Genomic DNA, 26,088 nt, shown 5'->3' with positions numbered 1-26,088 from the left:
AGCCGAGTTATCGGCTTTTTTCTATACAATTGAATAAAAGGTAAGAAGTACAATCCCTAGAAAAAGAAATGGGACAAATGCGATACATTCCTTAAGATTTCTTCGTATAAGGAAGTACGCTAGCCCTAATAGGCAGGCAATTTCGATAATTAGTAGTATTTTTGAAAATGGGAAAATAAGTGAGGCACTTGCTAAGTAGAGAAAATCACCTTCCCCAATATTTAGATGTTTTATAAAAGAAAGGAAAGCGAGGATTATCCCTATGGCAAATGTGGGGTAATAGTTGCCCATGAATAGGAGTGGGACTGTTCCAACTATCCAGATCAGAAGTGGATAGGATTTCTGTTTCAAATCAAAAATAGATAAACAAAGGCTGAAGTAAAGAAAGTAGGTTACTTCAAGACTTAAAAAGTCATAGAAATATAGAAGACATATTACCCCACAAAATATTTCCATAAAGAGGTAACGAAAAGGGATAGGAGACTGACATGAACGACATCGAGATCTTAAGAAAAGTTGTGAGAGGATAGGAATCATCTCGGAAAAACGCAACTGATGCTTGCAATGGCTACAGTGACTACTAGGAAAAATAATCGAGTTCTCAGGAAAACGATCACAAACTAGTCCGATAAATGAGCCTAAGGAGGCTCCTAGAAAAAAATAAATAATGCTTAACATACCTAATTATTCGAAAAAGAATGAGAAAAAGCATTTCACTTGCATATTATTTAGAAATATTCTAAAATAAGAGTATAAATAATAGTAATTCTAAATAAGGAGAATTAATATGGTAGATTCAATTAAAGAAACAATCAATGAAACAGTTAACCAACAAGCTGAAACTCCAACAAATACAAAAACTAAAGCAGTTTTGAATCAAGCAGTTGCTGATTTGTCTGTAGCAGCTTCAATTGTTCACCAAGTTCATTGGTATATGCGTGGTCCTGGTTTCCTCTATCTTCATCCAAAAATGGATGAATTGATGGATAGTTTGAATGCTCATCTTGATGTTATTAGTGAACGTTTGATTACTATCGGTGGGGAACCATACTCAACTTTGGTAGAATTTTCATCTAATTCAGGCTTGACTGAAACTACTGGTACATTTGATAAACCAATGTCTGATCAAATTCAATTATTGGTTGATACATACAAATATTTGTCAGTATTGTTCCAAGTTGGTTTGGATATCACAGATGAAGAAGGAGATGCTCCTTCAAATGATATCTTCACTGCAGCTAAATCTGAAATTGATAAGACAATCTGGATGTTGACTGCTGAGCTTGGACAAGCGCCAGGCTTGAGATAAGCATTTTTGAGTTAAGATGATTGTCAAGAGTTCCTCTAAAAGTGTATAATAGACGTAAAATACTTTTAGAAGAAGGGAGGCGGAGATATGTCTGAGCATCGACGTAGTCTAGGCGTTTATGAAGATGTCCTAAATCAGTTAAAAGCTAAAGGAATTCGGTTGACGGAATCTCGTAAAGCTGTTATTCGCTATTTGATGATGTCTGATCAACACCCTAGTGCAGATGTGATATATTATGATCTTCTCCCTGACAATCCTGGGATGAGTTTGGCGACAGTCTATAACAACCTGAAGGTATTGGTTGAAGAAGGAATTGTCTCTGAAATTAAGGTTAATAATGATAATACAACCTATTATGATTTTATGGGACATGATCACTTAAATATTGTTTGTGAAAAATGCGGTCACATTACCGACTTAGACCTACCGATTCCGTCTTTCAAGGAAGAGGTAGAATCACAAACTGGTTTTCGCATTACTCGTGAACAGATGATATTACATGGGATTTGCCCAAACTGCCAATAACCTGAGTCTTAATGACTTAGGTTTTTTAAGTCTTGAAGTATACAATAATCTGTAAAGGTTTTCAAAACTATCTTGTCATGGCAGAAGCTTTTTGCTAAAATATTGCTATGAAAACTTTATATGACGTTCAACAGTTGTTGAAACAGTTTGGCATAGTGGTTTACCTAGGGAAAAGGCTCTATGATATCGAAATGATGAAGATTGAATTGGAAGCCCTCTACCAGAATGGTTTAGTGGACAAGGACAACTATCTTACTGCTGAAATGATTTTACGACGTGAACATCGCATTGAAATGGAGAAAGAAAATGGCTAAAAAACTCTTAGGAATTGACCTTGGTGGAACAACTGTTAAGTTTGGTATTTTGACTTCGGAAGGTGAAGTGCAAGAAAAATGGGCTATTGAGACAAATACGCTTGAAAATGGTCGCCACATCGTTCCTAACATTGTAGAATCTTTGAAACACCGTCTGGAAATGTATGGACTTACTGCTGAAGACTTTATTGGAATTGGTATGGGATCTCCAGGTGCAGTTGACCGTGAAAATAAAACAGTAACGGGTGCTTTTAACTTGAACTGGGCAGAAACTCAAGAAGTTGGCTCTGTCATTGAAAAAGAACTTGGTATTCCATTCGCTATTGATAATGATGCTAATGTGGCTGCACTGGGGGAACGTTGGGTTGGTGCTGGTGCTAACAATCCAGATGTTGTCTTTGTAACATTGGGTACAGGTGTTGGTGGCGGTGTTATCGCTGATGGTAATTTAATTCATGGTGTTGCCGGTGCTGGTGGTGAAATTGGTCACATTATTGTTGAACCTGAAACAGGATTTGAATGTACATGCGGAAACAAGGGGTGTTTGGAAACTGTAGCTTCAGCAACAGGTGTTGTACGTTTAGCACGTCATTTGGCAGAAGGATACGAAGGGAACTCTTCTATTAAAGCTGCTGTAGATAATGGTGAGCAAGTGACAAGTAAAGATATCTTCGTAGCTGCTGCTGAAGGTGATAAGTTTGCTAATAGCATTGTTGATAAAGTCTCTCAATACCTCGGACTTGCAACAGCAAACATTTCAAACATTCTTAACCCAGATTCAGTTGTAATCGGTGGTGGTGTTTCAGCAGCTGGTGAATTCTTGCGTAGCCGTGTTGAAGGATACTTTACACGTTATGCATTCCCACAAGTTCGCCGTACAACAAAAGTGAAATTAGCAGAGCTTGGAAATGATGCTGGTATTATTGGAGCTGCTAGTCTTGCACTTACAATTGATAACTAATGACAGAAGGTGTGTCTGACCAATTATAGGTGGACAGCACCTTTTTCTTGTTGAAAAACGTTTACAATCAGCTGAGCTCTGCCATTTTGTTGAAAATGTGGTATACTTTAAAAGTTGAAATAAAAATTAAAGAGGAAAAAATGACTAAACTTAGAGAAGATATCCGTAACGTAGCCATCATTGCCCACGTTGACCACGGTAAAACAACACTTGTTGATGAATTGTTGAAACAATCACACACTCTTGATGAGCGTAAAGAGCTTGATGAGCGTGCAATGGACTCAAACGATCTTGAAAAAGAACGTGGAATTACAATTCTTGCCAAAAATACAGCCGTTGCTTATAACGGTACACGTATCAACATCATGGATACACCAGGTCACGCGGACTTCGGTGGAGAAGTTGAACGTATCATGAAAATGGTTGATGGGGTTGTCCTTGTTGTCGATGCCTACGAAGGTACAATGCCTCAAACACGTTTTGTGCTGAAAAAAGCGCTTGAGCAAAACTTGACACCTATCGTTGTTGTTAACAAGATTGATAAACCATCAGCACGTCCTGAAGAAGTTGTTGATGAAGTTCTTGAACTCTTCATCGAGCTTGGTGCCGATGATGATCAGTTGGAATTCCCAGTTGTGTATGCGTCAGCGATTAACGGTACATCATCATTGTCAGATAACCCTGCAGATCAAGAGCACACTATGGCTCCAATCTTTGACACTATTATTGATCACATCCCAGCTCCTGTAGATAACTCAGATGAGCCTCTTCAATTCCAAGTGTCGCTTCTTGACTACAATGATTTCGTTGGTCGTATCGGTATTGGACGTATCTTCCGTGGAACTGTAAAAGTTGGTGACCAAGTTACCCTTTCAAAACTTGACGGAACAACAAAGAACTTCCGTGTTACTAAACTTTTCGGTTTCTTTGGTTTGGAACGTCGTGAAATTGAAGAAGCAAAAGCTGGTGATTTGATTGCCATCTCAGGTATGGAAGACATCTTCGTTGGTGAAACAATTACACCAACTGATGCTGTTGAACCATTGCCAGTTCTTCGTATTGACGAACCAACACTTCAAATGACTTTCTTGGCGAATAACTCACCATTTGCCGGTCGTGAAGGTAAACACGTGACATCACGTAAGGTTGAAGAGCGTCTTTTGGCAGAGTTGCAAACAGACGTTTCTCTTCGTGTTGATCCAACTGATTCTCCAGATAAATGGACTGTATCAGGTCGTGGTGAATTGCACTTGTCTATCCTTATTGAAACAATGCGTCGTGAAGGATACGAACTTCAAGTGTCTCGTCCAGAAGTTATCATCAAAGAAATTGATGGCGTGAAATGTGAGCCATTTGAACGTGTTCAAATTGATACTCCAGAAGAGTACCAAGGTTCTATCATCCAAGCCCTTTCAGAACGTAAAGGTGATATGCTTGATATGCAAATGGTTGGTAACGGTCAAACTCGCCTTATCTTCCTTGTACCAGCTCGTGGACTTATCGGATTCTCTACTGAATTCTTGTCTATGACACGTGGTTACGGTATCATGAACCATACCTTCGACCAATACTTGCCAGTTGTTGCTGGTGAAATTGGTGGACGTCACCGTGGTGCCCTCGTTTCTATCGATACAGGTAAAGCGACAACTTACTCAATTATGCGTATTGAAGAACGTGGTACAATCTTTGTTAACCCAGGTACTGAAGTTTATGAAGGTATGATTGTTGGTGAAAATGCTCGTGAAAATGACCTTGGTGTCAATATCACTACAGCAAAACAAATGACAAACGTGCGTTCAGCAACTAAGGACCAAACGGCAGTTATCAAGACTCCACGTATCTTGACTCTTGAAGAATCACTTGAATTCTTGGATGATGATGAATACATGGAAGTAACGCCTGAATCTATCCGCTTGCGTAAACAAATTTTGAATAAAGCAGAGCGTGATAAAGCCAATAAACGTAAGAAAAAAGCAGCAGAAGCTGAATAATATATAGAGAGGAGAAGAGATGTTTTATCTGATTGTTGCTGTATTGATTGCATCATTCTATTTCTTTATTGCACCAAAGTCGGTAAAAAACACCATGAATCTTCTCTTTGTCATGGCTACCTTAGCATTGCTCCTACTTTTAGCAGTGCTATCAATCATTAAATTCTTCAGCCTACCTGGTGAGTTCTTTGTTACGGTTGGAATGCTTGTATTGAGCTATTTCACCTTGAAAGATTTTTTCGCCATGTCGGAGCTTAATCATGAAAAAGCTGAGCATGAAGATAAATAAGTAGCATGAGATTAAAAGTCAGTCTGATAGATTGGCTTTTTCTTTTGCCAAGAAGAGGTAACTCCTTGAAATAGCTTGGGATAAAGGGTAAAATGATTATGATACAATTTGAGAGAATGGACGAATTATGAAATCAGTAACACAATTTGAAAATAAAAAAGTTTTGGTCCTTGGTTTGGCTAAATCTGGTGAAGCAGCTGCCCGCCTATTGGCTAAGTTGGGTGCTATTGTCACAGTAAATGATGGGAAACCATTTGAGGAAAATCCATCAGCACAGGCGCTTCTTGAAGAAGGGATCAAGGTTGTCTGTGGCGGACATCCTCTTGAACTTTTGGATGAAAATTTTGAATTAATGGTGAAAAATCCTGGAATTCGTTATGACAATCCAATGGTAGCTCGTGCACTTGAAAAAGGCATTCCTGTTTGGACTGAAGTGGAATTGGCTTACCTAGTATCTGAAGCACCTATTATCGGTATTACAGGCTCAAATGGTAAGACAACAACGACAACTATGATTGCTGATGTCCTAAACCATGGTGGCAAATCGGGTGTCTTGTCTGGAAATATCGGTTTCCCTGCGTCAGAAGTTGCACAGTCAGTTACTGCTCAAGATATCTTAGTTATGGAATTGTCTTCTTTCCAATTGATGGGGATTGATAGCTTCCATCCACATATTGCTGTGATTACTAACTTGATGCCGACACATATTGACTATCATGGTAGTTTTGAAGAATATGTGGCTGCCAAATGGAATATTCAAAATCAGATGACTGCGGATGATTTTGTTGTTTTGAACTTCAATCAAGATTTGGCTAAGGAATTAGCTACACAAACTAAAGCACAAGTAGTACCATTCTCAACAGTGGAAAAAGTAGATGGTGCCTATCTTGAAAATGGTGGCCTCTACTTCAAAGGTGAATTGGTGATGCAAGCTGATGAGATTGGCGTTCCTGGTAGTCATAATGTTGAAAATGCCTTGGCAACTATAGCTGTAGCAAAATTGTCAGGTATTTCAAACCAAGCTATCAAGGAAACCCTCGCAAGCTTTGGTGGGGTTAAGCACCGTCTCCAATTCGTTGACACTATCAATGAAGTAAGATTCTACAATGACAGTAAGTCAACAAACATTTTAGCGACACAAAAAGCACTTTCTGGGTTTGATAATAGTAAAGTCATTTTGATTGCCGGTGGTTTGGACCGTGGTAATGAATTTGATGAACTCATTCCTGACATTACTGGTCTTAAGAAAATGGTGATTTTAGGGGAATCAGCTCCTCGTGTCAAACGTGCTGCTGATAAAGCGGGCGTGACTTATCTTGATGCCAAAGATGTGGCAGATGCGACACGTATTGCCTTTGATCAAGCCAGTGCAGGAGATGTTGTCTTGTTGAGTCCTGCAAACGCAAGCTGGGATATGTACAAGAATTTCGAAGTGCGTGGTGACGAATTTATTACAACTGTTGAGCAATTGAAGGGATAGTCTATGGCAAAAGCGAAAAAGATTGTTTTTACCGGTGGTGGAACCGTTGGACATGTGACTTTAAATCTTATCTTAATTCCAAAATTTCTCAAAGATGGATGGGAAGTGCACTATATCGGTGATAAGCACGGGATTGAACATGAGCAGATTGATAAATCTGGCTTAGATGTGACTTTCCATAGTATTGCTACAGGTAAACTACGTCGTTATTTTTCATGGCAAAATATGTTGGATGTCTTTAAAGTTGGTTGGGGGATTCTACAGTCTATTGCAATTGTTGCCAAGATTCACCCCCAAGCACTCTTTTCAAAGGGTGGATTTGTCTCAGTGCCACCGGTAATTGCTTCTAAATTATTAGGAGTTCCTGTATATGTGCATGAGTCTGACCTTTCTATGGGCTTGGCCAATAAAATTGCCTATAAATTTGCGACTACTATGTTTACGACTTTTGAACAATCAAAAGGATTGGCAAAGACAAAACATGTAGGTGCTATTACAAAGGTAGGAATGGCGACATCTAATCAGTCTGGTGCCCTTGATAAGATTAAAGAACAGTTTGATGACAACTTAAAAACTGTCCTTTTCATTGGTGGTTCAGCTGGTGCAAAGGTATTTAATGATTTTATTAGTAATACTCCACAGCTGACTGAAAAATATAATGTCATTAATATTTCTGGGGACTCTTCATTGAATACCTTAGAACGTCATCTTTATAGAGTTGATTATGTGACAGATTTGTACCAACCTCTTATGGATACGGCAGATTTAGTTGTAACTCGTGGTGGCTCAAATACGATTTTCGAATTGTTGGCTATGAAAAAACTTCATTTAATTATTCCTTTAGGGAAAGAAGCTAGCCGAGGAGACCAACTTGAAAATGCTGCCTATTTTGAACGAAAAGGCTACGCACGTCAATTACAGGAAACAGAATTAAGTTGGGAAACCTTAAATCATGAGCTTGAACAACTTGTTGAACATGCAGAGACTTACAAAGAAGCGATGGCTAAATCTGAGGAAATCACTTCTCCTGATGATTTTTATAACCTATTAGTGACTAGTATTTCAAAAAAATAAAGGAATTTCATGGCAAAAAAGGATCAAGAATCACAAGAAAAACAAGTTCTCACAGAGTGGCAGAAGAGAAATCTCGAATTTTTGAGAAAAAAAGAAACCGAAGATTCTGAAGAATTTGCGAATGGAAAGGTCGTTCATTCACAAGAAGCGACTTCAAATGAGAGCCAGCCACCAGTGAAAAAGAAGGTTAAAAAGAAAAAAAAGACCAAAAGGAAGAAACGAAAAAAAGGTAATACAACTAGTAATATTCCAATTGCACAACAAAATCTTGCAGGACTAGTTGTTTTTATCGCTGCACTCCTAATCGTATTTTCACTTTTCTTTATTTCACCTTGGTCAAAACAAAAGGTTCTCACTGTATCAGGAACAAAAAATGCTTTACCAGAAGATGTGAAAGTTGCAAGTGGTATTCTTGATACAGACTATATCACTCATGTCTTTTTCAACCAAGGAAAGGTTGCATCAACTGTTGAAAAAACTAATGTTTGGGTTAAAAAGGCTACAGTTACATATAGTTTTCCAAATCAATTTAATATTGCAGTAAAAGAATACCCAATCGTGGCTTATCGTCAAACTACAAATGGTTATGTTTCTATTCTTCAAAGTGGTAAGACAGGAGGAACAGTTTCAACTAGTAATCTACCTGATAAATTCATCACCTTAAAGATGGATGACGAGAAGAAAATCGAAGAGTTAGTAAAAGAATTAAATAAACTTGATACAAAAATCAAGAATAATATTCAAATTATTAATCTTACGCCTACTAAAGCAACTTCAGATTTACTAACGATTGAGCTGTATGATGGCAATTCCATTCGTGTTCCACTTTCTCAATTAACAGTTAAGCTTCCTTACTACGAGAAAATTAATAGTCAACTTTCAGATGGAAGTATTGTAGATATGGAAGTTGGACTTTATACAACGACTCCTGAAGTTGAATCATCAAAAACTGATGGGGATAAAAAGAAAGATAAAGATAAGACTGATAAAAAAGAAGAAAATGCAACTTCTGAAGAAGGTCAAGATACTACAACATCAACGGAACAGCATTCTGAAGAAGAAACTAATTCTGAAAATTCAGGTATTCAAACAGAAGAAAATCCACCAGTTGGTCAGGAAACAATTCATCGGACTTCCCCTGCTCAAGGCTAATATTGAATAATAAAAAACGTAAAATGCTGACATTTTACGTTTTTTTATGGTACAATAGTATCCGAATAATTCTGTTTTTATACAGTTTACAAAGATATTGAATGGAAAGATTGAGAGGTCGAGTGAATGGCTAGAGATGGCTTTTTTACAGGATTAGATATAGGAACTAGCTCGATTAAGGTTCTTGTTGCTGAGTTTATTGATGGATCAATGAATGTCATCGGAGTAAGTAATGTTAAGAGTTCTGGTGTGAAAGATGGCATCATTGTTGACATTGACGCTGCAGCGAAATCAATCAAAACAGCTATTGAACAAGCAGAAGAAAAAGCTGGGATTGTTATTGAGCAAGTGAACGTTGGGCTTCCAGCTAATCTTCTTCAAATTGAGCCTACACAAGGTATGATTCCTGTAACAAGTGAATCAAAAGAAATCAAAGATGAAGATGTTGAAAGTGTTGTTCGCTCAGCCTTGACAAAGAGCATTACACCTGAGCGTGAGGTTATCTCACTAGTTCCTGAAGAGTTTATTGTTGATGGCTTCCAAGGAATTCGTGATCCTCGTGGAATGATGGGGATTCGTCTTGAAATGAGAGGTCTCATATACACAGGTCCAACAACAATTCTTCACAACCTTCGTAAGACAGTTGAACGTGCTGGTATTCAAGTAGAGAATATTATCATCTCTCCTCTTGCAATGACACGTGCTGTTCTAAATGAAGGTGAACGTGAGTTTGGTGCTACTGTTATTGATATGGGTGGCGGTCAAACAACTGTTGCAAGCATGCGTGCTCAAGAACTTCAATTTACCAATATTTATTCTGAAGGTGGCGAGTACATCACTAAGGATATTTCAAAAGTTTTGAAGACTTCAATGCAGATTGCTGAAGCACTTAAGTTCAATTTTGGTAATGCAGATATTGAAGAAGCAAGCGAAACAGAAACTGTCCAAGTAGAAGTTGTAGGTGAGAATTCACCAGTTGAGATTACAGAAAAATACCTTGCTGAGATTATCTCAGCTCGTGTGAAGCATATCCTTGATAGAGTTAAACAAGACTTGACTCGAGGACGTCTACTTGATTTGCCTGGTGGCATTGTCCTTGTAGGTGGAACAGCTATCATGCCAGGTGTGGTTGAAGTTGCTCAAGAAATTTTTGAGACAAATGTTAAACTTTACGTGCCAAATCAAGTTGGTATCCGTAATCCAATGTTTGCAAATGTGATTAGTCTTGTTGAGTATGTTGGTCTTCTTACAGAAGTTGATATCATTGCACAACAGGCTGTGTCTGGTGAAGAGTATCTTCGTCGTAAACCAATCGACAATGAGGCTCCTGCCTTGAGTTTTGATAGAACTCCTGCTCCAGCACCTCGAGTGGCTCCTCAGCCAAGTCCTGTTCCAGTTGAGAACACCATTGAGGTACCTCTGCCAGTTGAAGAAGAAAATCATGAACAAAAACAAAAACTTGGTGATCGTGTTCGTGGTATTTTCGGCAGTATGTTTGATTAATTGAATCTAGTAAAAGCGAGGAAATAAAATGAGTTTTTCATTTGATAGCGCATCAGTTCAAGGTGCGGTAATTAAAGTTATCGGTGTCGGTGGAGGTGGCGGAAACGCCATCAACCGAATGATTGAAGAAGGTCTTGCTGGTGTTGAATTTATTGCAGCTAATACTGATATTCAAGCACTCAGCTCTTCTAAAGCAGAAACAGTTATCCAATTGGGTCCTAAATTGACTCGTGGCCTTGGTGCCGGAGGTCAACCTGAAGTTGGTCGTAAGGCAGCTGAAGAAAGTGAAGAAACACTTACAGAAGCACTTACAGGAGCTGATATGGTCTTTATCACTGCTGGTATGGGTGGTGGCTCTGGTACAGGGGCAGCACCAGTTATTGCACGTATTGCGAAAAGCTTGGGTGCATTGACAGTTGCAGTTGTGACACGTCCATTTGGATTTGAAGGTAACAAACGTGGTGCCTTCGCTGTCGAAGGTATTCAAGAATTGCGTGAGCAAGTTGATACCCTTCTTATTATCTCTAACAATAACCTTCTTGAAATCGTTGATAAGAAAACACCACTTCTTGAAGCTCTTAGTGAAGCAGATAATGTTCTTCGTCAAGGGGTCCAAGGTATTACGGACCTTATCACTAACCCAGGTTTGATCAACCTCGACTTTGCCGATGTGAAAACAGTTATGGCAAATAAAGGTAATGCACTTATGGGTATTGGTATTGGTTCAGGTGAAGAACGTATTGTTGAAGCTGCGCGCAAAGCAATCTATTCACCACTTCTTGAAACTACTATTGATGGTGCAGAAGATGTTATCGTTAACGTAACTGGTGGTCTTGATATGACGCTTACAGAAGCAGAAGAAGCATCTGAAATTGTTGGTCAAGCAGCTGGTAGCGGTGTTAACATTTGGCTTGGTACATCAATCGATGATACATTGAAAGATGAAATCCGTGTAACTGTTGTTGCAACTGGAGTTCGTCAAGATCGTGCTGAAAAAGTATCTGGTATGAAAGCTCAGCCACGTAAAGTGACTACAGCTCCTTCACAACCATCAGCTCCTGCTCAACAAGTTGTTCAAGAAGAGCAACGTCCAGTTTCTCAACCTTCATTTGAACGTCAACCAAATTTTGACTATAATGAAACACCTTCAATGCCACAACCAGGAGTTCGTCCTGCAGCGGCAGCTCCTCAACAAGAGCAGTCAGCTTTTGGTAATTGGGATTTGAGACGTGATAATATTTCTCGTCCTGAAACTGGTCAACTAGATAGTCAATTGACTATGTCTACATTCTCAAGTGATGTTGAAGATGATGATGAATTGGAGACACCACCATTCTTTAAAAATCGTTAATAATGACTATAGAAGAGAATAAAAATAATGTTTATCAAGCGGTAAAAAAAGCATGTGAAAAGGCTAATCGCTCTAGTGATGAAGTCAATATAATTGCCGTAACCAAATATGTTTCAAGTGATGTCGCTGAAGAATTGGTTCAAACGGGAATTAAGCACATTGCTGAAAATCGCGTTGATAAATTCTTAGATAAGTATCAAGCTTTAAAAAATTATGATTTGACTTGGCACCTTATTGGTACCTTGCAACGTCGTAAAGTAAAGGATGTTATTAATTTAGTTGATTATTTTCATGCTTTGGATTCTGTTAAATTAGCAGAGGAAATTCAAAAGCGTGCCGACCATACTATTAATTGCTTCCTACAAGTTAACGTTTCAGGGGAGGAATCAAAACATGGTTTTTCAGCTGAAGAACTTGATACTGTTCTAAAACAAATTGAAAATCTTGATAACATTTGTATAGTTGGACTAATGACTATGGCTCCAATTGATGCAGATGCTCAAGAACTTGATAAGATTTTTTCTGAGACAAATGAGCTTAGACAATCAATTCAAGAGAAAAAACTAAAGAATGTTCCTTGTGATCAGTTAAGCATGGGGATGAGTCGAGACTATGACATGGCTATTCAGAATGGATCAACCTTTGTCAGAATAGGCAGTGCATTCTTTAAAGAGAACGGAGAATAACCTTATGGCATTAAAAGACGCAATTGATAAAATTGTTTCATATTTTGATACCGACGAAGTAACAGATTATGAAGATGCTGCTAAAGAAGAGGCTAAAGAACGTCCAGTAAAAGCACGTCCAGTAAAAGCACAGAGACCTGTGCAGACACCACCTCCTCGTCAGCAACGTCAACCTGAGCGTTCTCAGGCAACAGTCCCTCCTCGTCGCCAACATGTTAATTCAGACTTACAGGAAACTCAAGTCCTTCGTAGTTTACCTCTGAGTCGTTCACAAGCAAATCAGGGACCACAACAAATGAATACAACTAAAACAACAATTGCAATTAAATATCCTAAAAAGTATGAAGATGCTCAGGAAATTGTAGAACTATTGATTGAAAATGAATGTGTTTTAATCGATTTTCAATATATGTTGGAAGCGCAAGCTCGTCGTTGTCTTGACTTTATTGATGGTGCTAGCAAGGTACTTACAGGCAACTTGCAAAAAGTTGGCTCTTCAATGTATTTGCTTACGCCAATTAATGTCGTAGTTGACATTGAAGAGATTGGTTTGGCTCACGGCAACCAAGAAGCTAATTTCGACTTCGACATGAAGAGACGTTAAGTGATGTCTGTATTACTTTATGTTATTTGGGCACGTGTTGTTAACGTGATAGAGATTCTTCTTGTAGTCTATGCTTTGTTATCCTGGTTTCCAGGAGCTTATGATACTAGCCTTGGAAGAATCATTAGACAAATTGTTCAACCGATTCTCGCACCATTTCGTCGCCTGAATTTAGCTTTTGCTGGTATTGATTTTTCAATAATCGTAATTGTACTTCTACTAAACTTTTCACTTAGAATTCTTAGATTTATTCTACTCTGATGTCAGATATTAAAAAAATTGAACAGCATTACTCGTTAGATGAACGACCTTTTCTAGAGAAGGTTAGGGGATTTTGTCATTTAGTTGATGAGAGGTACAGTCCTTACTTAACTGATTTCTTGAATCCTCGTGAAATTCAGATTGTTGAAGAGTTGGCTCATTATTACAATTTAAAATTTTTTGTGAGTTCAACTCTTGAATCTGAAGAGTATGGAAGAGTGATACTTGCTCCCGATTATTACGAGCTTGAAGAAGATGACTTTGAAATTAAACGATTAGAAATCTCATATGCGAGACAGTTCAATAAATTGACACACCCAAAAGTTTTGGGAGCACTGATTAATCAGCTTGGTCTTGATCGTCAAGTATTTGGAGATATTATTCTTGATGAAGAAGGACGCGTTCAATTTTACATTGCTTCTCATTTAGCAAGTTATGCGATAATGACTATTACTAAGATTGGTAATGTTTCGGTTACTCTAAAAGAAGTAAGTAAAGACGATTGGATTTCAAATCAAGAAAAGTACTCAAAAACTTTTGTCTTACTTTCCAGTATGCGTCTTGATAATGTGTTGTCGACGGTATTAAACTTATCTCGTTCTAACGCCTTAAAACTTATTGCTTCAGGAAAAGTAAAATTAAATTATAGACAAGTTGAGAAGGCTGATCAGGCAGTTATTATTGGTGATATGATTTCGATTAGAGGTTATGGTCGATTTCGACTAGCTCAACAAGACGGATTTTCAAAGTCCGGGAAAGCTAAAATCGTTATTGAAAGTCTGTTAAGACGGAGAAAAAAGTAGTTATTTAATTTAAACCATTAAATATGGTAATGAAAAATAAAGGAGGCCTGTAATGGCTATTACAGCACTTGATATTAAAGATAAACAGTTTACAACTAAATTTCGTGGATATAATGAGCAAGAAGTTGATGAATTTCTTGATATTATTGTAGACGATTATGAAGATTTAGTTCGTGACAATCGTGAACTTGCTGCTCGTGTAAAAGAGCTTGAAGAAAAATTGGCTTATTTTGATGAAATGAAAGAATCATTGAGTCAATCAGTTATTTTGGCTCAAGAAACAGCAGAAAAAGTTAAAGCTTCAGCGGCTGACGAATCAGCTAACTTGATTAATAAGGCTAACTTCAATGCTACTCATTTGGTTGAAGAAGCTAAATCTAAGGCATCTGAAATTCTTCGTGATGCAACAGATGAAGCCAAACGTGTTGCCATCGAAACAGAAGAACTTAAACGTCAAAGTCGTGTCTTCCACCAACGCCTATTGGCTGCAGTTGAAGGTCAGCTTAGCTTAGCAAGTGCTCCAGAATGGGGTGAATTGTTGCAACCAACAGCTATTTATCTTCAAAATTCAGATGCTGCCTTTAAAGAAGTTGTTGAAAAAGTTTTGGATGAGCATGTGCCTGATTCAAATGATGCAGCTTCATTTGATGCAACTCGTCAATTCACTCCTGATGAAATGGCTGAACTTCAACGTCGCGTTGCTGAAAGCAATAAGCAAGTTGAAGATTTCTCTAGTCCAGAAGTTGATGAAACAAACGAAGTTGTTTCAACTCCAGTTGAGTTTGGTATTCCAGACACTTTCGAGAGTGAAGTGGCAGATTTCCCAACTTCAGCACCAGTAGATGAAGATTTTGATTTGCAACCTGAGACAACAGGTGAAATTAATCTAAACGAAACACAAACGTTTAAATTGAATATTAGCGAATAAGAAAAATACAACTTACCAAGTATATTAACAGCGAGTGGGAGATGGTGTGAGTCCCACATTCCCTATTTGGATAGTTATCATTTTCAAGCATTCTAACTGAAATAAGTAAGTTAGAAGGATGGTCCTCCTTACGGACATATGAGGGAGCAAATTCTTTTGCTCTGAATTAAGGTGGTACCACGAGCTTTCGTCCTTTTTGATGAAGGCTCTTTTTATTTAGTAAATTAAATTAAAGAGGAGATATAATGAAACTCAAAGAAACCTTAAATCTAGGTAAGACAGCCTTTCCAATGCGAGCTGGACTTCCTAACAAAGAACCAATCTGGCAAAAAGAGTGGGAAGATGCTAAGATGTATCAACGTCGTCAAGAGTTGAACCAAGGTAAACCTCACTTCACTCTTCATGATGGTCCTCCCTATGCCAATGGTAATATTCACGTTGGACATGCGATGAATAAAATTTCTAAGGATATCATTGTGCGTTCAAAATCAATGTCTGGTTTCTATGCTCCTTACGTTCCTGGTTGGGATACGCATGGTCTTCCAATTGAACAAGTGTTGGCAAAACAAGGTGTGAAACGTAAAGAACTTGATCGTGCTGAATATCTTAAGATGTGTCGCGATTATGCACTTTCACAAGTTGACAAACAACGTGAAGATTTCAAACGTCTTGGTGTTTCGGCTGATTGGGATAACCCATATGTTACTTTGACACCAGATTATGAAGCAGCTCAGATTCGTGTCTTTGGTGAGATGGCTAAAAAAGGTTACATCTATCAAGGTGCAAAACCAGTTTATTGGTCATGGTCATCAGAATCAGCGCTTGCTGAAGCAGAAATTGAGTATCATGATTTGGTTTCAACTTCACTTTACTATGCCAATAAGGTTAAGGATGGTAAAGGAGTACTAGACACAGATACATATATCGTAGTTTGGACAACAACACCATTTACAGTAACAGCTTCACGTGGTTTGACTGTTGGTGCTGATATCGAATACGTTCTCGTAAAACCTGCCGGAGAAGACCGCAAATTTGTTGTTGCTTCTGAATTACTTAATAGTCTTTCTGAGAAATTCGGTTGGACAGATGTGGAAGTACTTCAATCATACCGTGGTGAAGAATTAAATAAAATTGTGACTGAGCACCCATGGGATACAGAAGTTGATGAGCTTGTTATTCTTGGTGACCACGTTACTACAGATTCAGGTACAGGTATCGTCCATACGGCTCCTGGTTTTGGTGAGGATGACTATAACGTAGGTATTGCTAATGGTCTTGAAGTTGCCGTAACCGTTAATGAGCGTGGTATCATGATGGAAAATGCTGGACCTGATTTTGAAGGTCAGTTCTACGATAAAGTGGCTCCAATTGTTATGGAAAAACTCGGCGATTTACTCCTTGCTAAAGAAGAAATCTCACACTCATACCCATTCGACTGGCGTACGAAGAAACCAATTATCTGGCGTGCAGTACCACAATGGTTTGCATCTGTTTCTAAATTCCGTCAAGAGATTCTGGATGAGATTGAAAAAGTTAAATTCCATTCTGAGTGGGGTAAAGTTCGTCTCTACAACATGATTCGTGACCGTGGTGACTGGGTAATCTCTCGTCAGCGTGCTTGGGGTGTGCCACTCCCAATCTTCTATGCTGAAGATAAAACACCAATCATGACTGAAGAAACTATCGAACATGTGGCTAAACTTTTCGAAGAACACGGTTCAGTTATTTGGTGGGAACGTGATGCCAAAGATCTTCTTCCAGAAGGTTTTACACATCCTGGCTCACCAAACGGCGAGTTTACTAAAGAAACTGACATTATGGACGTATGGTTTGACTCAGGCTCATCATGGAACGGTGTTGTTGTTAACCGTCCTGAGTTAACTTATCCAGCTGACCTCTATCTCGAAGGTTCAGACCAATACCGTGGATGGTTTAATTCATCTCTTATTACATCTGTTGCCAATAATGGTGTTGCACCATATAAACAACTCTTGTCTCAAGGTTTTGCGCTTGATGGTAAGGATGAGAAGATGTCTAAATCGCTTGGTAACACAATTGCTCCTAGTGATGTTGAGAAACAATTTGGTGCTGAAATTCTTCGTCTTTGGGTAACAAGTGTTGATACAACTAATGACGTTCGTATCTCAATGGATATCCTTAGCCAAGTATCAGAATCTTATCGTAAGATTCGTAACACACTTCGTTTCTTGATTGCCAATACCTCTGACTTCAATCCAACAACTGATGCTGTAGCCTTTGAAGACTTTCGTTCTGTAGATCAGTACATGACTATTCGATTTAACCAATTGGTTAAGACTATTCGTGATGCCTATGCAAACTTTGAGTTCTTGACTATCTACAAAGCCTTGGTTAACTTTATTAACGTTGAGTTATCTGCATTCTATCTTGATTTTGCCAAAGATGTGGTTTATATTGAGAGTGCGGAATCACTTGAACGTCGTCAAATGCAAACAGTCTTCTACGATATTCTTGTCAAGATTACAAAACTATTGACACCAATCCTTCCTCACACTGCAGAAGAAATTTGGTCATATCTTGAATTTGAAACAGAAGACTATGTTCAATTGTCAGAGTTACCAGAAGCAGAAGATTTTGTGGGTCAAGATGCACTTCTTGAAAGATGGAATGCCTTCATGGATTTCCGTGGCCAAGCTCAAAAAGCTTTGGAAGAAGCTCGTAATGAAAAAGTTATTGGTAAATCGCTTGAAGCTCATTTGACTATCTATCCTGATGATGAAGTCAAAGAACTTATTGAAGGTTTGAACACTAACCTTGCTCAACTTTTGATTGTTTCAGCATTGACTATTGCTGAAGGAGAAGCACCTGAATCTGCTGTAAGCTTTGAAGGTGTGGCATTCACAGTAGAACGTGCTGAAGGTGATGTCTGTGATCGTTGCCGTCGTATCGATCCAACTACCAAAGAACGTAGCTACAATGCGACTATCTGTGATCACTGTGCTAGCATTGTTGAAGAAAACTTTGCTGAAGGTGTAGCAGAAGGTTTTGAAGTAAAAGCAAAATAAAATAAAAAGAGTTCACCGTGAACTCTTTTTTCTATTTGTTTTTCGAATATAGTATTGAACACAATAAAAAACTAGCTGAGCTAGTTTTTTATTATAGTCCGTAGTTATAATCATCGTCTTGCATGGCTTCGACAGTTCCTAGAAGGTAACCATTACCAACTTGAGAGAAGAAGTCGTGGTTGGATGTTCCTGTAGAAATACCATTCATAACGATTGGGTTAACATCGTTCGCACTATCTGGGAAGAGTGGATCTTGTCCTAGGTTCATAAGAGCTTTGTTGGCGTTGTAACGAAGGAAAGTCATGACTTCCTCAGTCCATCCAACACCGTCATAAAGAGATTTAGTGTAGAGCTCTTCATTTTCATACAATTGGTAGAGAAGATCATACATCCATTCACGGAAACTTTCTTGTTCTTCCTCAGGCAATTCGTTGAATCCAAGTTGGAATTTATAGCCAATATAGGTTCCGTGAACAGATTCATCACGGATAATAAGTTTAATGATTTCAGCAACGTTAGCTAGCTTGTTATTACCAAGATAATAGAGTGGAGTAAAGAACCCTGAATAGAAAAGGAATGTTTCAAGATATGTTGAAGCAACCTTCTTCTGAAGAGGCGTTCCATTTTCATAGATATCGTTAATGATTTTCGCCTTGGTTTGGAGGTATTTGTTACTGTTAGTCCACTCGAAAATTTCTTCAATTTCAGATTTAGTATTCAAAGTTGAGAAGATTGAAGAGTAAGATTTGGCGTGAACAGACTCCATGAACTGAATGTTGTTCAATACAGCTTCTTCATGAGGTGTACGGACGTCTGCACGAATGGCTTCAACACCCGTTTGAGATTGCATGGTATCTAGCAATGTTAAACCACCGAAAACTTTTCCAACTAACTCTTTTTCTTCAGCGGAAAGTTTACGCCAGTCATCAAGGTCATTTGAAAGTGGGATACGTGTATCTAGCCAAAATTGCTCGGTCAATTTTTCCCAGGTAGATTTATCAATCGCATCTTCGATTTCATTCCAGTTAATGGCTTTGTAGTAAGTTTCCATTAGAAACCTCTTTCTTTATTGATATCGTTACTATTTTATCATAATTCAAAATCATGATATAGTTTTTTGAGTTGATCTATTAAAAAAGTCGGCGAACCGACCTTTTAATGCATTTTGTAAATAAGAGTAGTGAAGTTGCTATCGTTAAATCACTATCTTAAATGACACAGCTTTCACATTGGTTAGAACCAACCTCTTCCCCATCATCTGTATAAGTACGGATGTAGTAGATTGATTTAATTCCTTTGTTAAAGGCGTAGTTACGAAGGATAGAAAGGTCACGAGTTGTTTGTTTATTTTCTGTTTTCCATTCGTAAATTTCTTTTGGTAACTCACTACGCAAGAATAGGGTTAATGACAAACCTTGATCAACGTGTTCAGTCGCAGCGGCATAGACGTCGATAACTTTACGCATGTCCATGTCGTAGGCTGAAGTGTAGAAAGGAATTGTGTCTGTTGAAAGACCGTTGGCCGGATAGTAAATTTTTCCGATTTTCTTTTCTTGACGTTCTTCAATACGTTGTGTGATTGGATGGATAGAAGCAGAACAGTCATTAATATAAGAGATTGAGCCATTTGGTGCAACAGCCAAACGGTTTTGATGGTAGAGTCCATCTTTCTTAACGAGTTCACGTAGTTCTTCCCAATCTTTGGCTTGTGGAATGAAGTGACCATCGAAAAGTTCTTTGATACGGTCAGATTTAGGAACGTATTGGCCTGTAACGTATTTATCAAAGTAAGAACCATCAGCATATTTTGATTTTTCAAAACCGACAAAGGTTTCTTGACGTTCGCGGGCAATATTGTTAGATTCAACCAAAGTCCAGTAGTTCATAAGCATGAAGTAGATATTAGTGAATTCAACAGATTCGGGGCTACCATACTCGATATGGTGTTTAGCAAGGTAAGAGTGAAGCCCCATAGCTCCTAAACCAAAGGTATGAGCTTGTTGGTTACCATTTTTGATGGATGGTACAGCATCAATACTTGAACTATCTGTAACAAAGGTAAGTGCACGTGTCATAGCCTTAATCGAACGTCCGAAGTCAGGAGATGTCATCATGTTAAGGATATTAGTTGATCCAAGGTTACATGAAATATCTGTACCGAGTTTGACAAACTCTTGTGCATCGTTAAGTTCACTTGGTGTTTGAACTTGGAGAATTTCAGAACAGAGGTTGGACATGACGATCTTACCATCAATTGGGTTGTGTCGATTGGCTGTATCAACATTGACAATATATGGATAACCTGATTCTTGTTGGAGTTTAGAAATTTCAGTTTCTAGCTCACGTGCATTAATCTTGGTTTTTGTAATATTGGGATTGGCCACCAACTCATCATACATAGCTGTAATATCAATGTAGTTATATGGTTTACCATACTCTTTTTCGACTGAGTAAGGGCTGAAGAGGTACATATCTTCATTATTACGTGCCAACTCGTAGAATTTATCTGGAACTGTAACACCAAGTGATAGTGTCTTAACACGCACCTTCTCATCGGCATTCTCTTTCTTAGTAGAAAGGAAGGCAAGGATATCTGGGTGGAAAACATCCAGGTAAACAACACCGGCCCCCTGGCGTTGGCCAAGTTGGTTTGAGTAAGAGAAGCTATCTTCAAAAAGCTTCATAACAGGTACGACACCAGAGGCTGCCCCAGCGTATCCTTTGATAGGAGCACCAGCTTCACGTAGATTGGATAGGCTAATACCTACCCCACCACCAATACGTGATAACTGGAGGGCCGAGTTGATAGAACGTCCGATTGAATTCATGTCATCCGTTACTTGAATAAGGAAACATGACACGAGTTCACCACGACGGCTACGTCCAGCATTTAGAAATGAAGGAGTAGCAGGTTGGTAACGTTGGTGAATCATTTCGTTAGCAAGGTCACTAGCAAGGTTTTCATCACCATCAGCAAAGTAAAGGGCGTTGAAAAGAACGCGATCTTCAATACTTTCGAGGTAAGACTCGCCATCGTTTGTTTTGAGGGCATATTGTTGGTAGAACTTGTAGGCTGCCATGAAAGATTGGAAGCGGAATTTTTGAGAATGAATTTCTGCAGACAACTTTTCGATGAAAGCAGGTTCGTATTTACCGATGAATTCAGACTCGATATAATCGTTCTCAATCAAATAATTAATTTTATCTGTGATGCTGTTGAATGCCATTGAATTTGGCTTAACGTTTTCAAGGAAGAAGGCACGAAGTGCTTCTTTGTCCTTATGCAAAGGAATTTGACCGTTAACAGGACGGTTAATTTCGTTGTTGAGGCGGAAGTATGAGACATCGCCAAGATTTTTTAAAGACATAATACAGATACCAGGCTTACTTAGTTTAATAGTATATTAAGGTTAAAACATTATACTAAGCAGACAAGTTCCTTTCTATTTAAAAACTTGATAATTAAAGGATTTCTTTAAGTTTAGTCGGTTGAAAACCTGAAAAGACGATATCGCCTGCTTCAATAACTGGAGCAGCAGTGAAACCAAGACTTTTTACGTAATCGATTTTTTCTGGTTGTTCATCAATGTTGATTTCTTCGAAATCAGCACCTTCCTTTTCCAAGAATTTTTTAGTCATTTTACACTGCATGCAGTTGTTTTTAGAAAACAATGTAATCTTTGCCATTGCAAATACTCCTTTGTAAAAAGATTTTAAGTGGCCAAGAGAGCCACTTTTTTAACTCTAATAGAATACCCAAAATATTGGGAAAAATCAAGCTAAATATCTTAAGGAAATACAATATTTTGTGTTTAGTATTGAAACACAACCCTATATCTTGTGTTTCAAAGGCTTTTTTAAGTTCTCTAAATTAAATAGAATTTGTTTATGAAAATGGCTAAAAAAGAAATATCTCACCATATATGTTATGTAATATAACATCAAAATGCCGATTCTATTTGTTTTTTCAAAAATAACAGTGTAGAATAAAGAAAATTTTTAACTAATGGAGGTTCAAGTATGCAAGAATACTGTTCAAATCTAACTGTAAATGGTAAGACATTCTCTTTCTATGATCTCGAAAAAGCAGCAAAATCTCATGATGTTAAGGTCGGAGAACTACCTTATACCATTCGAATACTACTTGAAAGTCTCCTCAGAAAAAAAGATGGTGTCGATGTTAAGGAATCTCACATTTCTGATCTAATAAAATTTCCGAATTTTCCAACAATTTCTGAAGTACCTTTTAAACCAAGTCGTGTTATCTTACAGGATTTTACAGGGGTTCCTGTTGTTGTTGATTTAGCTTCCATGCGTGATGCTATAGTGGCTAATGGAGGTAAAGCCGAATTTATTAATCCCGAGATTCCAGTAGATTTGGTCATCGACCACTCTGTCCAAGTTGATTCATATGGATGTGATACTGCTCTTGAAGATAATATCAATCTAGAGTTTAAACGTAATAACGAGCGCTATGAGTTTCTTAAGTGGGCCGAACAGTCTTTTGAAAATTACCGTGCTGTTCCACCAGCAACAGGGATTATTCATCAGGTTAATATTGAATTTTTGAGTGATGTCATTATTGAAAATGATGGGCTCCTATATCCTGACTCTATGTTTGGTACAGATAGTCACACGACTATGATTAATGGTATTGGCGTTCTTGGTTGGGGTGTTGGTGGAATTGAAGCTGAAGCAGCTATGCTAGGTGAAGCGTCTTATTTCCCAATTCCAGAGGTTATTGGTGTACATCTGACAGGTGAGCTGCCTAAAATTGCCACAGCAACAGATTTGGCTCTCAAGATTACTCAGGTGCTTCGTTCTGAAAATGTGGTTGGTAAATTTGTTGAGTACTTTGGACCTGGCTTGAAGAGTTTATCTCTAGCTGACCGTGCTACTGTCGCTAATATGGCACCGGAATATGGTGCGACTTGTGGTTATTTTCCTATTGATGACGAGACTCTTAACTACATGCGTTTAACTAATCGTGATGAGGAACATATCCAAGTCACTGAAGCCTATACAAAAGCCAATCATCTTTTCTATGATCCAAGTAAAGAAGCCAAGTATACTAAGATTGTTGAAGTCGATTTGTCATCTATTAAACCTTCTATCTCAGGTCCTAAACGTCCACAAGATTTGATTCTTTTATCTGATGCTAAGCAAGAATTTCAAGATGCAGTGGTACGTGAAGCAGGTGTCCGTGGTTTCGGTTTGGATAATGAAGAGTTAGCAAAAACTGCAAAAGTTGATTTTGAGGATCATTCAGAAATAATTCAAACGGGTCATGTTGCCATTGCAGCAATCACATCATGTACCAATACCTCTAATCCTTACGTTCTTATGGCAGCCGGTCTTTTAGCCAAAAAAGCTGTTGAGAAAGGATTAAAAGTATCTCCAACAGTGAAGACATCTTTAGCACCAGGTTCTAAGGTTGTTACTGGTTATCTCAAAGCTTCAGGCTTGCAAACCTATCTAGATAAGCTTGGCTTTAACTTGGTAGGTTATGGTTGCACAACTTGTATTGGTAACTCAGGAGATTTACGTCCTGAAGTGGCTAAGGCTATTGTAGACAATGATCTCTTAGCGAGTGCTGTGTTGTCAGGAAATCGTAATTTTGAAGGGCGTATTAATCCACTTGTTAAAGCGAATTTCTTAGCTAGTCCACCATTAGTTGTTGCTTATGCCTTGGCTGGTAACACGAATATTGATTTGACAACTGAGCCTCTAGGCTTTGACGACAATGGTCAAGCTGTTTATTTAGAGGAGATTATGCCATCTCGTGATGACATTGAGACTTATGTTGATAAATACGTCACCCGTCAACTCTTCCAAGATGAATATGCCAGTGTCTTTTCTGATAGCGAGAAGTGGAATGCCATTCCTACTGAACAAAGTCAAAATTATAAATGGAATCAAAACTCTACCTATATTCAAAACCCACCTTACTTTGATGCTTTAGGAGATGATTTGAGTATTAAACCATTGGATGATTTGAAGGTTTTGGCTAAATTTGGAGATACGGTTACAACAGACCATATTTCTCCAGCGGGTAATATTGCCAGAAATAGCCCAGCAGCTCGTTATTTGACTGAGAATGGTGTTGATTATCAAGAATTTAATTCTTATGGTAGCCGTCGTGGAAATCACGAAGTCATGATGCGAGGAACTTTTGCTAATATTCGTATAAAGAATGAGCTAGCAGATGGAAAAATTGGTGGATATACTAAATATGATGGTGATATTCTACCTATATATGATGCTGCTATGAAATATAAAGAAGCTAATCAAGATACGCTTGTAATTGCTGGTAAGGATTATGGTATGGGCTCTAGTCGTGACTGGGCTGCTAAAGGTGCAAATCTCCTTGGTGTAAAAGTAGTGCTTGCTGAGAGTTTTGAGCGTATTCACCGTTCAAATCTAGTTATGATGGGGATTTTACCAGTACAATTTATGGAAGGGGAAAATGCTGAAAGTCTTGGATTGACAGGGCATGAGACCTTTAGCTTCGATCTTTCAGAAAATCCAGGTGTCCATGATGTTATCACTGTTACAGCTTCAACACCTGAACAAACCAAAACCTTTAAAGCCTTGGTACGCTTCGATGCAGATGCTGATATTCGCTACTATAAAAATGGTGGTATCTTACCAATGGTTGTAAGAAAAAAATTGAAGGGAGCCTAATATGACAACAGTTGAAATTAATGGACTTAAGGATATGATTGCCTGTAATACTAGGATTTCATCTATTATTGATGACCATTTATCCTATGCAGGATATGATATTTCCGAGTTTATGGAAAATAAAGCGTCTTTTGAGGAAGTGATTTATCTCTTATGGAATGGTCATCTTCCTACGCAAATGGAACTCAAGTATTTTGAAGCAGAGTTGCGTAAGAACTATGACATTTCAGATGCTGTAGAACAATGCATTCTTATCCAATCTCGTCCACATTTGCACCCAATGAGTGTTTTACGTTCAACAGTTTCACTTCTTGGGGTATACAATGTGGATGCTGAGGAGAAGTCCATGGAAGCCGTTTATCAGCAAAGTATTGAATTGATGGCTAAATTGCCAACAATTATTACGACTTTTGCACGCTTACGCACTGGTAAAATGCCCCTCAAACCAAGAGAAGATTTAGGTTTTGCTGCTAATTTTCTTTACATGCTGAATGGTGTTGAACCTTCTGAAATTGAAGTTGAGGCTATGAATAAGGCCTTAATTCTACATGCTGATCATGAGTTGAATGCTTCAACTTTTGCAGCGCGTGTTTGTGCTTCGACTCTGACAGATATTTATTCGTGTGTTACAACAGCTATTGGTGCTCTAAAAGGTCCCCTGCATGGTGGGGCTAATGAACGCGTCTTTGATATGCTTAAAGAAATCCGCGAATCAGGTGATGTTTATGCTTACTTACAGGAAAAACTTGACTCTAAAGAGAAAATCATGGGATTTGGGCACCGTGTATACAAGAAACAGGATCCTCGTGAAATTTTCTTAAGAGATATGGCTAAAAAGTTGACAGAGGGTACCGAGAATGAAGAATTCTTTAATATGTCTCAAGAAATTGAAGAGTTCATGAAAGATAAGAAGGGATTAATTCCCAATGTAGACTTCTATTCAGCCACCGTATACCATACTCTAGGAATTGACAGCGATATCTTCACACTTATCTTTGCAATGAGTCGTGTTGCCGGCTGGATTGCTCATATTCAAGAGCAGCAAAAAAATAACAAATTGATTCGTCCTCGCTCACAGTATATTGGACAAGAAAATATGACCTATATTCCTTTAGAAAAACGCTAGGGA

Annotated in this window: 23 protein-coding genes and 1 other annotated feature; of the genes, 19 read left to right on the top strand and 4 right to left on the bottom strand. The window is 38.3% G+C overall.

What is annotated here, in order from left to right; translation table 11 throughout:
• Positions 1-21 precede the first annotated feature (21 nt).
• Complete coding sequence (locus tag AX663_RS10295) at positions 22-678, bottom strand: prepilin peptidase (protein ID WP_082759641.1); 657 nt, start codon at positions 676-678, stop codon at positions 22-24.
• Positions 679-787: 109 nt separating this feature from the next.
• Between AX663_RS10295 and AX663_RS03860 the strand changes: the two genes are divergently transcribed.
• The 17 genes from AX663_RS03860 to ileS all read left to right on the top strand — a co-directional run bounded on the left by AX663_RS03860 (position 788) and on the right by ileS (position 18,275).
• Entirely contained in the window at positions 788-1,309 is a 522-nt protein-coding gene (locus AX663_RS03860) for a Dps family protein (RefSeq protein WP_037600458.1), read from the top strand.
• A gap of 87 nt (positions 1,310-1,396) precedes the next feature.
• Positions 1,397-1,834, top strand: coding sequence for a Fur family transcriptional regulator (locus AX663_RS03855; protein ID WP_002884117.1), 438 nt, complete (start codon positions 1,397-1,399; stop codon positions 1,832-1,834).
• 107 nt (positions 1,835-1,941) lie between these two features.
• A complete protein-coding gene (locus AX663_RS03850; protein WP_002890657.1) occupies positions 1,942-2,148 on the top strand; it encodes a YqgQ family protein in 207 nt (68 codons plus the stop codon).
• The gene (locus tag AX663_RS03845; RefSeq protein WP_037600464.1) at positions 2,141-3,109 is read left to right on the top strand and encodes an ROK family glucokinase; all 969 of its coding nucleotides are present in this window, start codon (positions 2,141-2,143) and stop codon (positions 3,107-3,109) included. The genes AX663_RS03850 and AX663_RS03845 overlap by 8 nt, the downstream gene beginning before the upstream one ends.
• Positions 3,110-3,249: 140 nt before the next feature.
• The gene (typA, locus tag AX663_RS03840) at positions 3,250-5,100 is read left to right on the top strand and encodes a translational GTPase TypA (RefSeq protein ID WP_002884130.1); all 1,851 of its coding nucleotides are present in this window, start codon (positions 3,250-3,252) and stop codon (positions 5,098-5,100) included.
• 19 nt (positions 5,101-5,119) lie between these two features.
• A complete protein-coding gene (locus AX663_RS03835) occupies positions 5,120-5,389 on the top strand; it encodes a DUF3165 family protein (protein ID WP_002890660.1) in 270 nt (89 codons plus the stop codon).
• A gap of 127 nt (positions 5,390-5,516) precedes the next feature.
• Entirely contained in the window at positions 5,517-6,869 is a 1,353-nt protein-coding gene (gene murD / locus AX663_RS03830) for a UDP-N-acetylmuramoyl-L-alanine--D-glutamate ligase (RefSeq protein ID WP_013990789.1), read from the top strand.
• A 3-nt stretch (positions 6,870-6,872) separates the two neighbouring features.
• Positions 6,873-7,943 (top strand): UDP-N-acetylglucosamine--N-acetylmuramyl-(pentapeptide) pyrophosphoryl-undecaprenol N-acetylglucosamine transferase, encoded by a 1,071-nt coding sequence (locus AX663_RS03825; protein WP_060972750.1) that lies wholly within the window; start codon positions 6,873-6,875, stop codon positions 7,941-7,943.
• Between the two features lie 9 nt (positions 7,944-7,952).
• Entirely contained in the window at positions 7,953-9,095 is a 1,143-nt protein-coding gene (locus AX663_RS03820) for a cell division protein FtsQ/DivIB (protein WP_060972749.1), read from the top strand.
• Positions 9,096-9,221: 126 nt separating this feature from the next.
• Positions 9,222-10,598 (top strand): cell division protein FtsA, encoded by a 1,377-nt coding sequence (gene ftsA, locus AX663_RS03815; protein ID WP_002884067.1) that lies wholly within the window; start codon positions 9,222-9,224, stop codon positions 10,596-10,598.
• A 28-nt stretch (positions 10,599-10,626) separates the two neighbouring features.
• Positions 10,627-11,949 carry a cell division protein FtsZ gene (gene ftsZ / locus AX663_RS03810; RefSeq protein WP_038675732.1) on the top strand — a complete coding sequence of 441 codons (1,323 nt, stop codon included), beginning with the start codon at positions 10,627-10,629 and terminating at the stop codon, positions 11,947-11,949.
• 2 nt (positions 11,950-11,951) lie between these two features.
• A complete protein-coding gene (locus tag AX663_RS03805) occupies positions 11,952-12,635 on the top strand; it encodes a YggS family pyridoxal phosphate-dependent enzyme (RefSeq protein WP_037600930.1) in 684 nt (227 codons plus the stop codon).
• A gap of 4 nt (positions 12,636-12,639) precedes the next feature.
• Complete coding sequence (locus tag AX663_RS03800; protein ID WP_037600934.1) at positions 12,640-13,239, top strand: cell division protein SepF; 600 nt, start codon at positions 12,640-12,642, stop codon at positions 13,237-13,239.
• Positions 13,240-13,242: 3 nt separating this feature from the next.
• Positions 13,243-13,500 (top strand): YggT family protein, encoded by a 258-nt coding sequence (locus tag AX663_RS03795; protein ID WP_002890670.1) that lies wholly within the window; start codon positions 13,243-13,245, stop codon positions 13,498-13,500.
• Positions 13,500-14,303 carry a YlmH family RNA-binding protein gene (locus AX663_RS03790; RefSeq protein ID WP_002890672.1) on the top strand — a complete coding sequence of 268 codons (804 nt, stop codon included), beginning with the start codon at positions 13,500-13,502 and terminating at the stop codon, positions 14,301-14,303. Before AX663_RS03795 ends, AX663_RS03790 begins: the two co-directional genes overlap by 1 nt.
• 52 nt (positions 14,304-14,355) lie before the next feature.
• Complete coding sequence (locus tag AX663_RS03785; protein WP_002890673.1) at positions 14,356-15,231, top strand: DivIVA domain-containing protein; 876 nt, start codon at positions 14,356-14,358, stop codon at positions 15,229-15,231.
• Positions 15,218-15,429, top strand: a binding site (T-box leader). It overlaps the preceding gene by 14 nt.
• 47 nt (positions 15,430-15,476) lie before the next feature.
• Positions 15,477-18,275: an isoleucine--tRNA ligase gene (gene ileS, locus AX663_RS03780; protein ID WP_060972748.1), complete on the top strand. Its 2,799-nt coding sequence runs from the start codon at positions 15,477-15,479 to the stop codon at positions 18,273-18,275.
• Positions 18,276-18,366: 91 nt separating this feature from the next.
• Here ileS and nrdF read toward each other — a convergent pair whose 3' ends face one another.
• From nrdF to nrdH, 3 genes are all read right to left on the bottom strand, one after another.
• A complete protein-coding gene (gene nrdF / locus AX663_RS03775; protein ID WP_060972747.1) occupies positions 18,367-19,326 on the bottom strand; it encodes a class 1b ribonucleoside-diphosphate reductase subunit beta in 960 nt (319 codons plus the stop codon).
• 157 nt (positions 19,327-19,483) lie between these two features.
• Complete coding sequence (gene nrdE, locus AX663_RS03770) at positions 19,484-21,643, bottom strand: class 1b ribonucleoside-diphosphate reductase subunit alpha (protein WP_002890676.1); 2,160 nt, start codon at positions 21,641-21,643, stop codon at positions 19,484-19,486.
• 94 nt (positions 21,644-21,737) lie between these two features.
• Complete coding sequence (gene nrdH, locus AX663_RS03765) at positions 21,738-21,962, bottom strand: glutaredoxin-like protein NrdH (protein ID WP_004182714.1); 225 nt, start codon at positions 21,960-21,962, stop codon at positions 21,738-21,740.
• A 333-nt stretch (positions 21,963-22,295) separates the two neighbouring features.
• Here nrdH and acnA point away from each other — a divergent pair, with 333 nt between their 5' ends.
• Positions 22,296-24,959 (top strand): aconitate hydratase AcnA, encoded by a 2,664-nt coding sequence (gene acnA / locus AX663_RS03760; protein WP_060972746.1) that lies wholly within the window; start codon positions 22,296-22,298, stop codon positions 24,957-24,959.
• A 1-nt stretch (position 24,960) separates the two neighbouring features.
• Positions 24,961-26,085 carry a citrate synthase gene (locus tag AX663_RS03755; RefSeq protein WP_002890679.1) on the top strand — a complete coding sequence of 375 codons (1,125 nt, stop codon included), beginning with the start codon at positions 24,961-24,963 and terminating at the stop codon, positions 26,083-26,085.
• Positions 26,086-26,088: the final 3 nt, after the last annotated feature.

The sequence above is a fragment of the Streptococcus sp. CCH8-H5 genome, from assembly GCF_001556505.1.
In the GTDB taxonomy this organism is placed as follows: Bacteria; Bacillota; Bacilli; order Lactobacillales; family Streptococcaceae; genus Streptococcus.
This window is presented reverse-complemented; position numbering and strand designations above follow the sequence as displayed.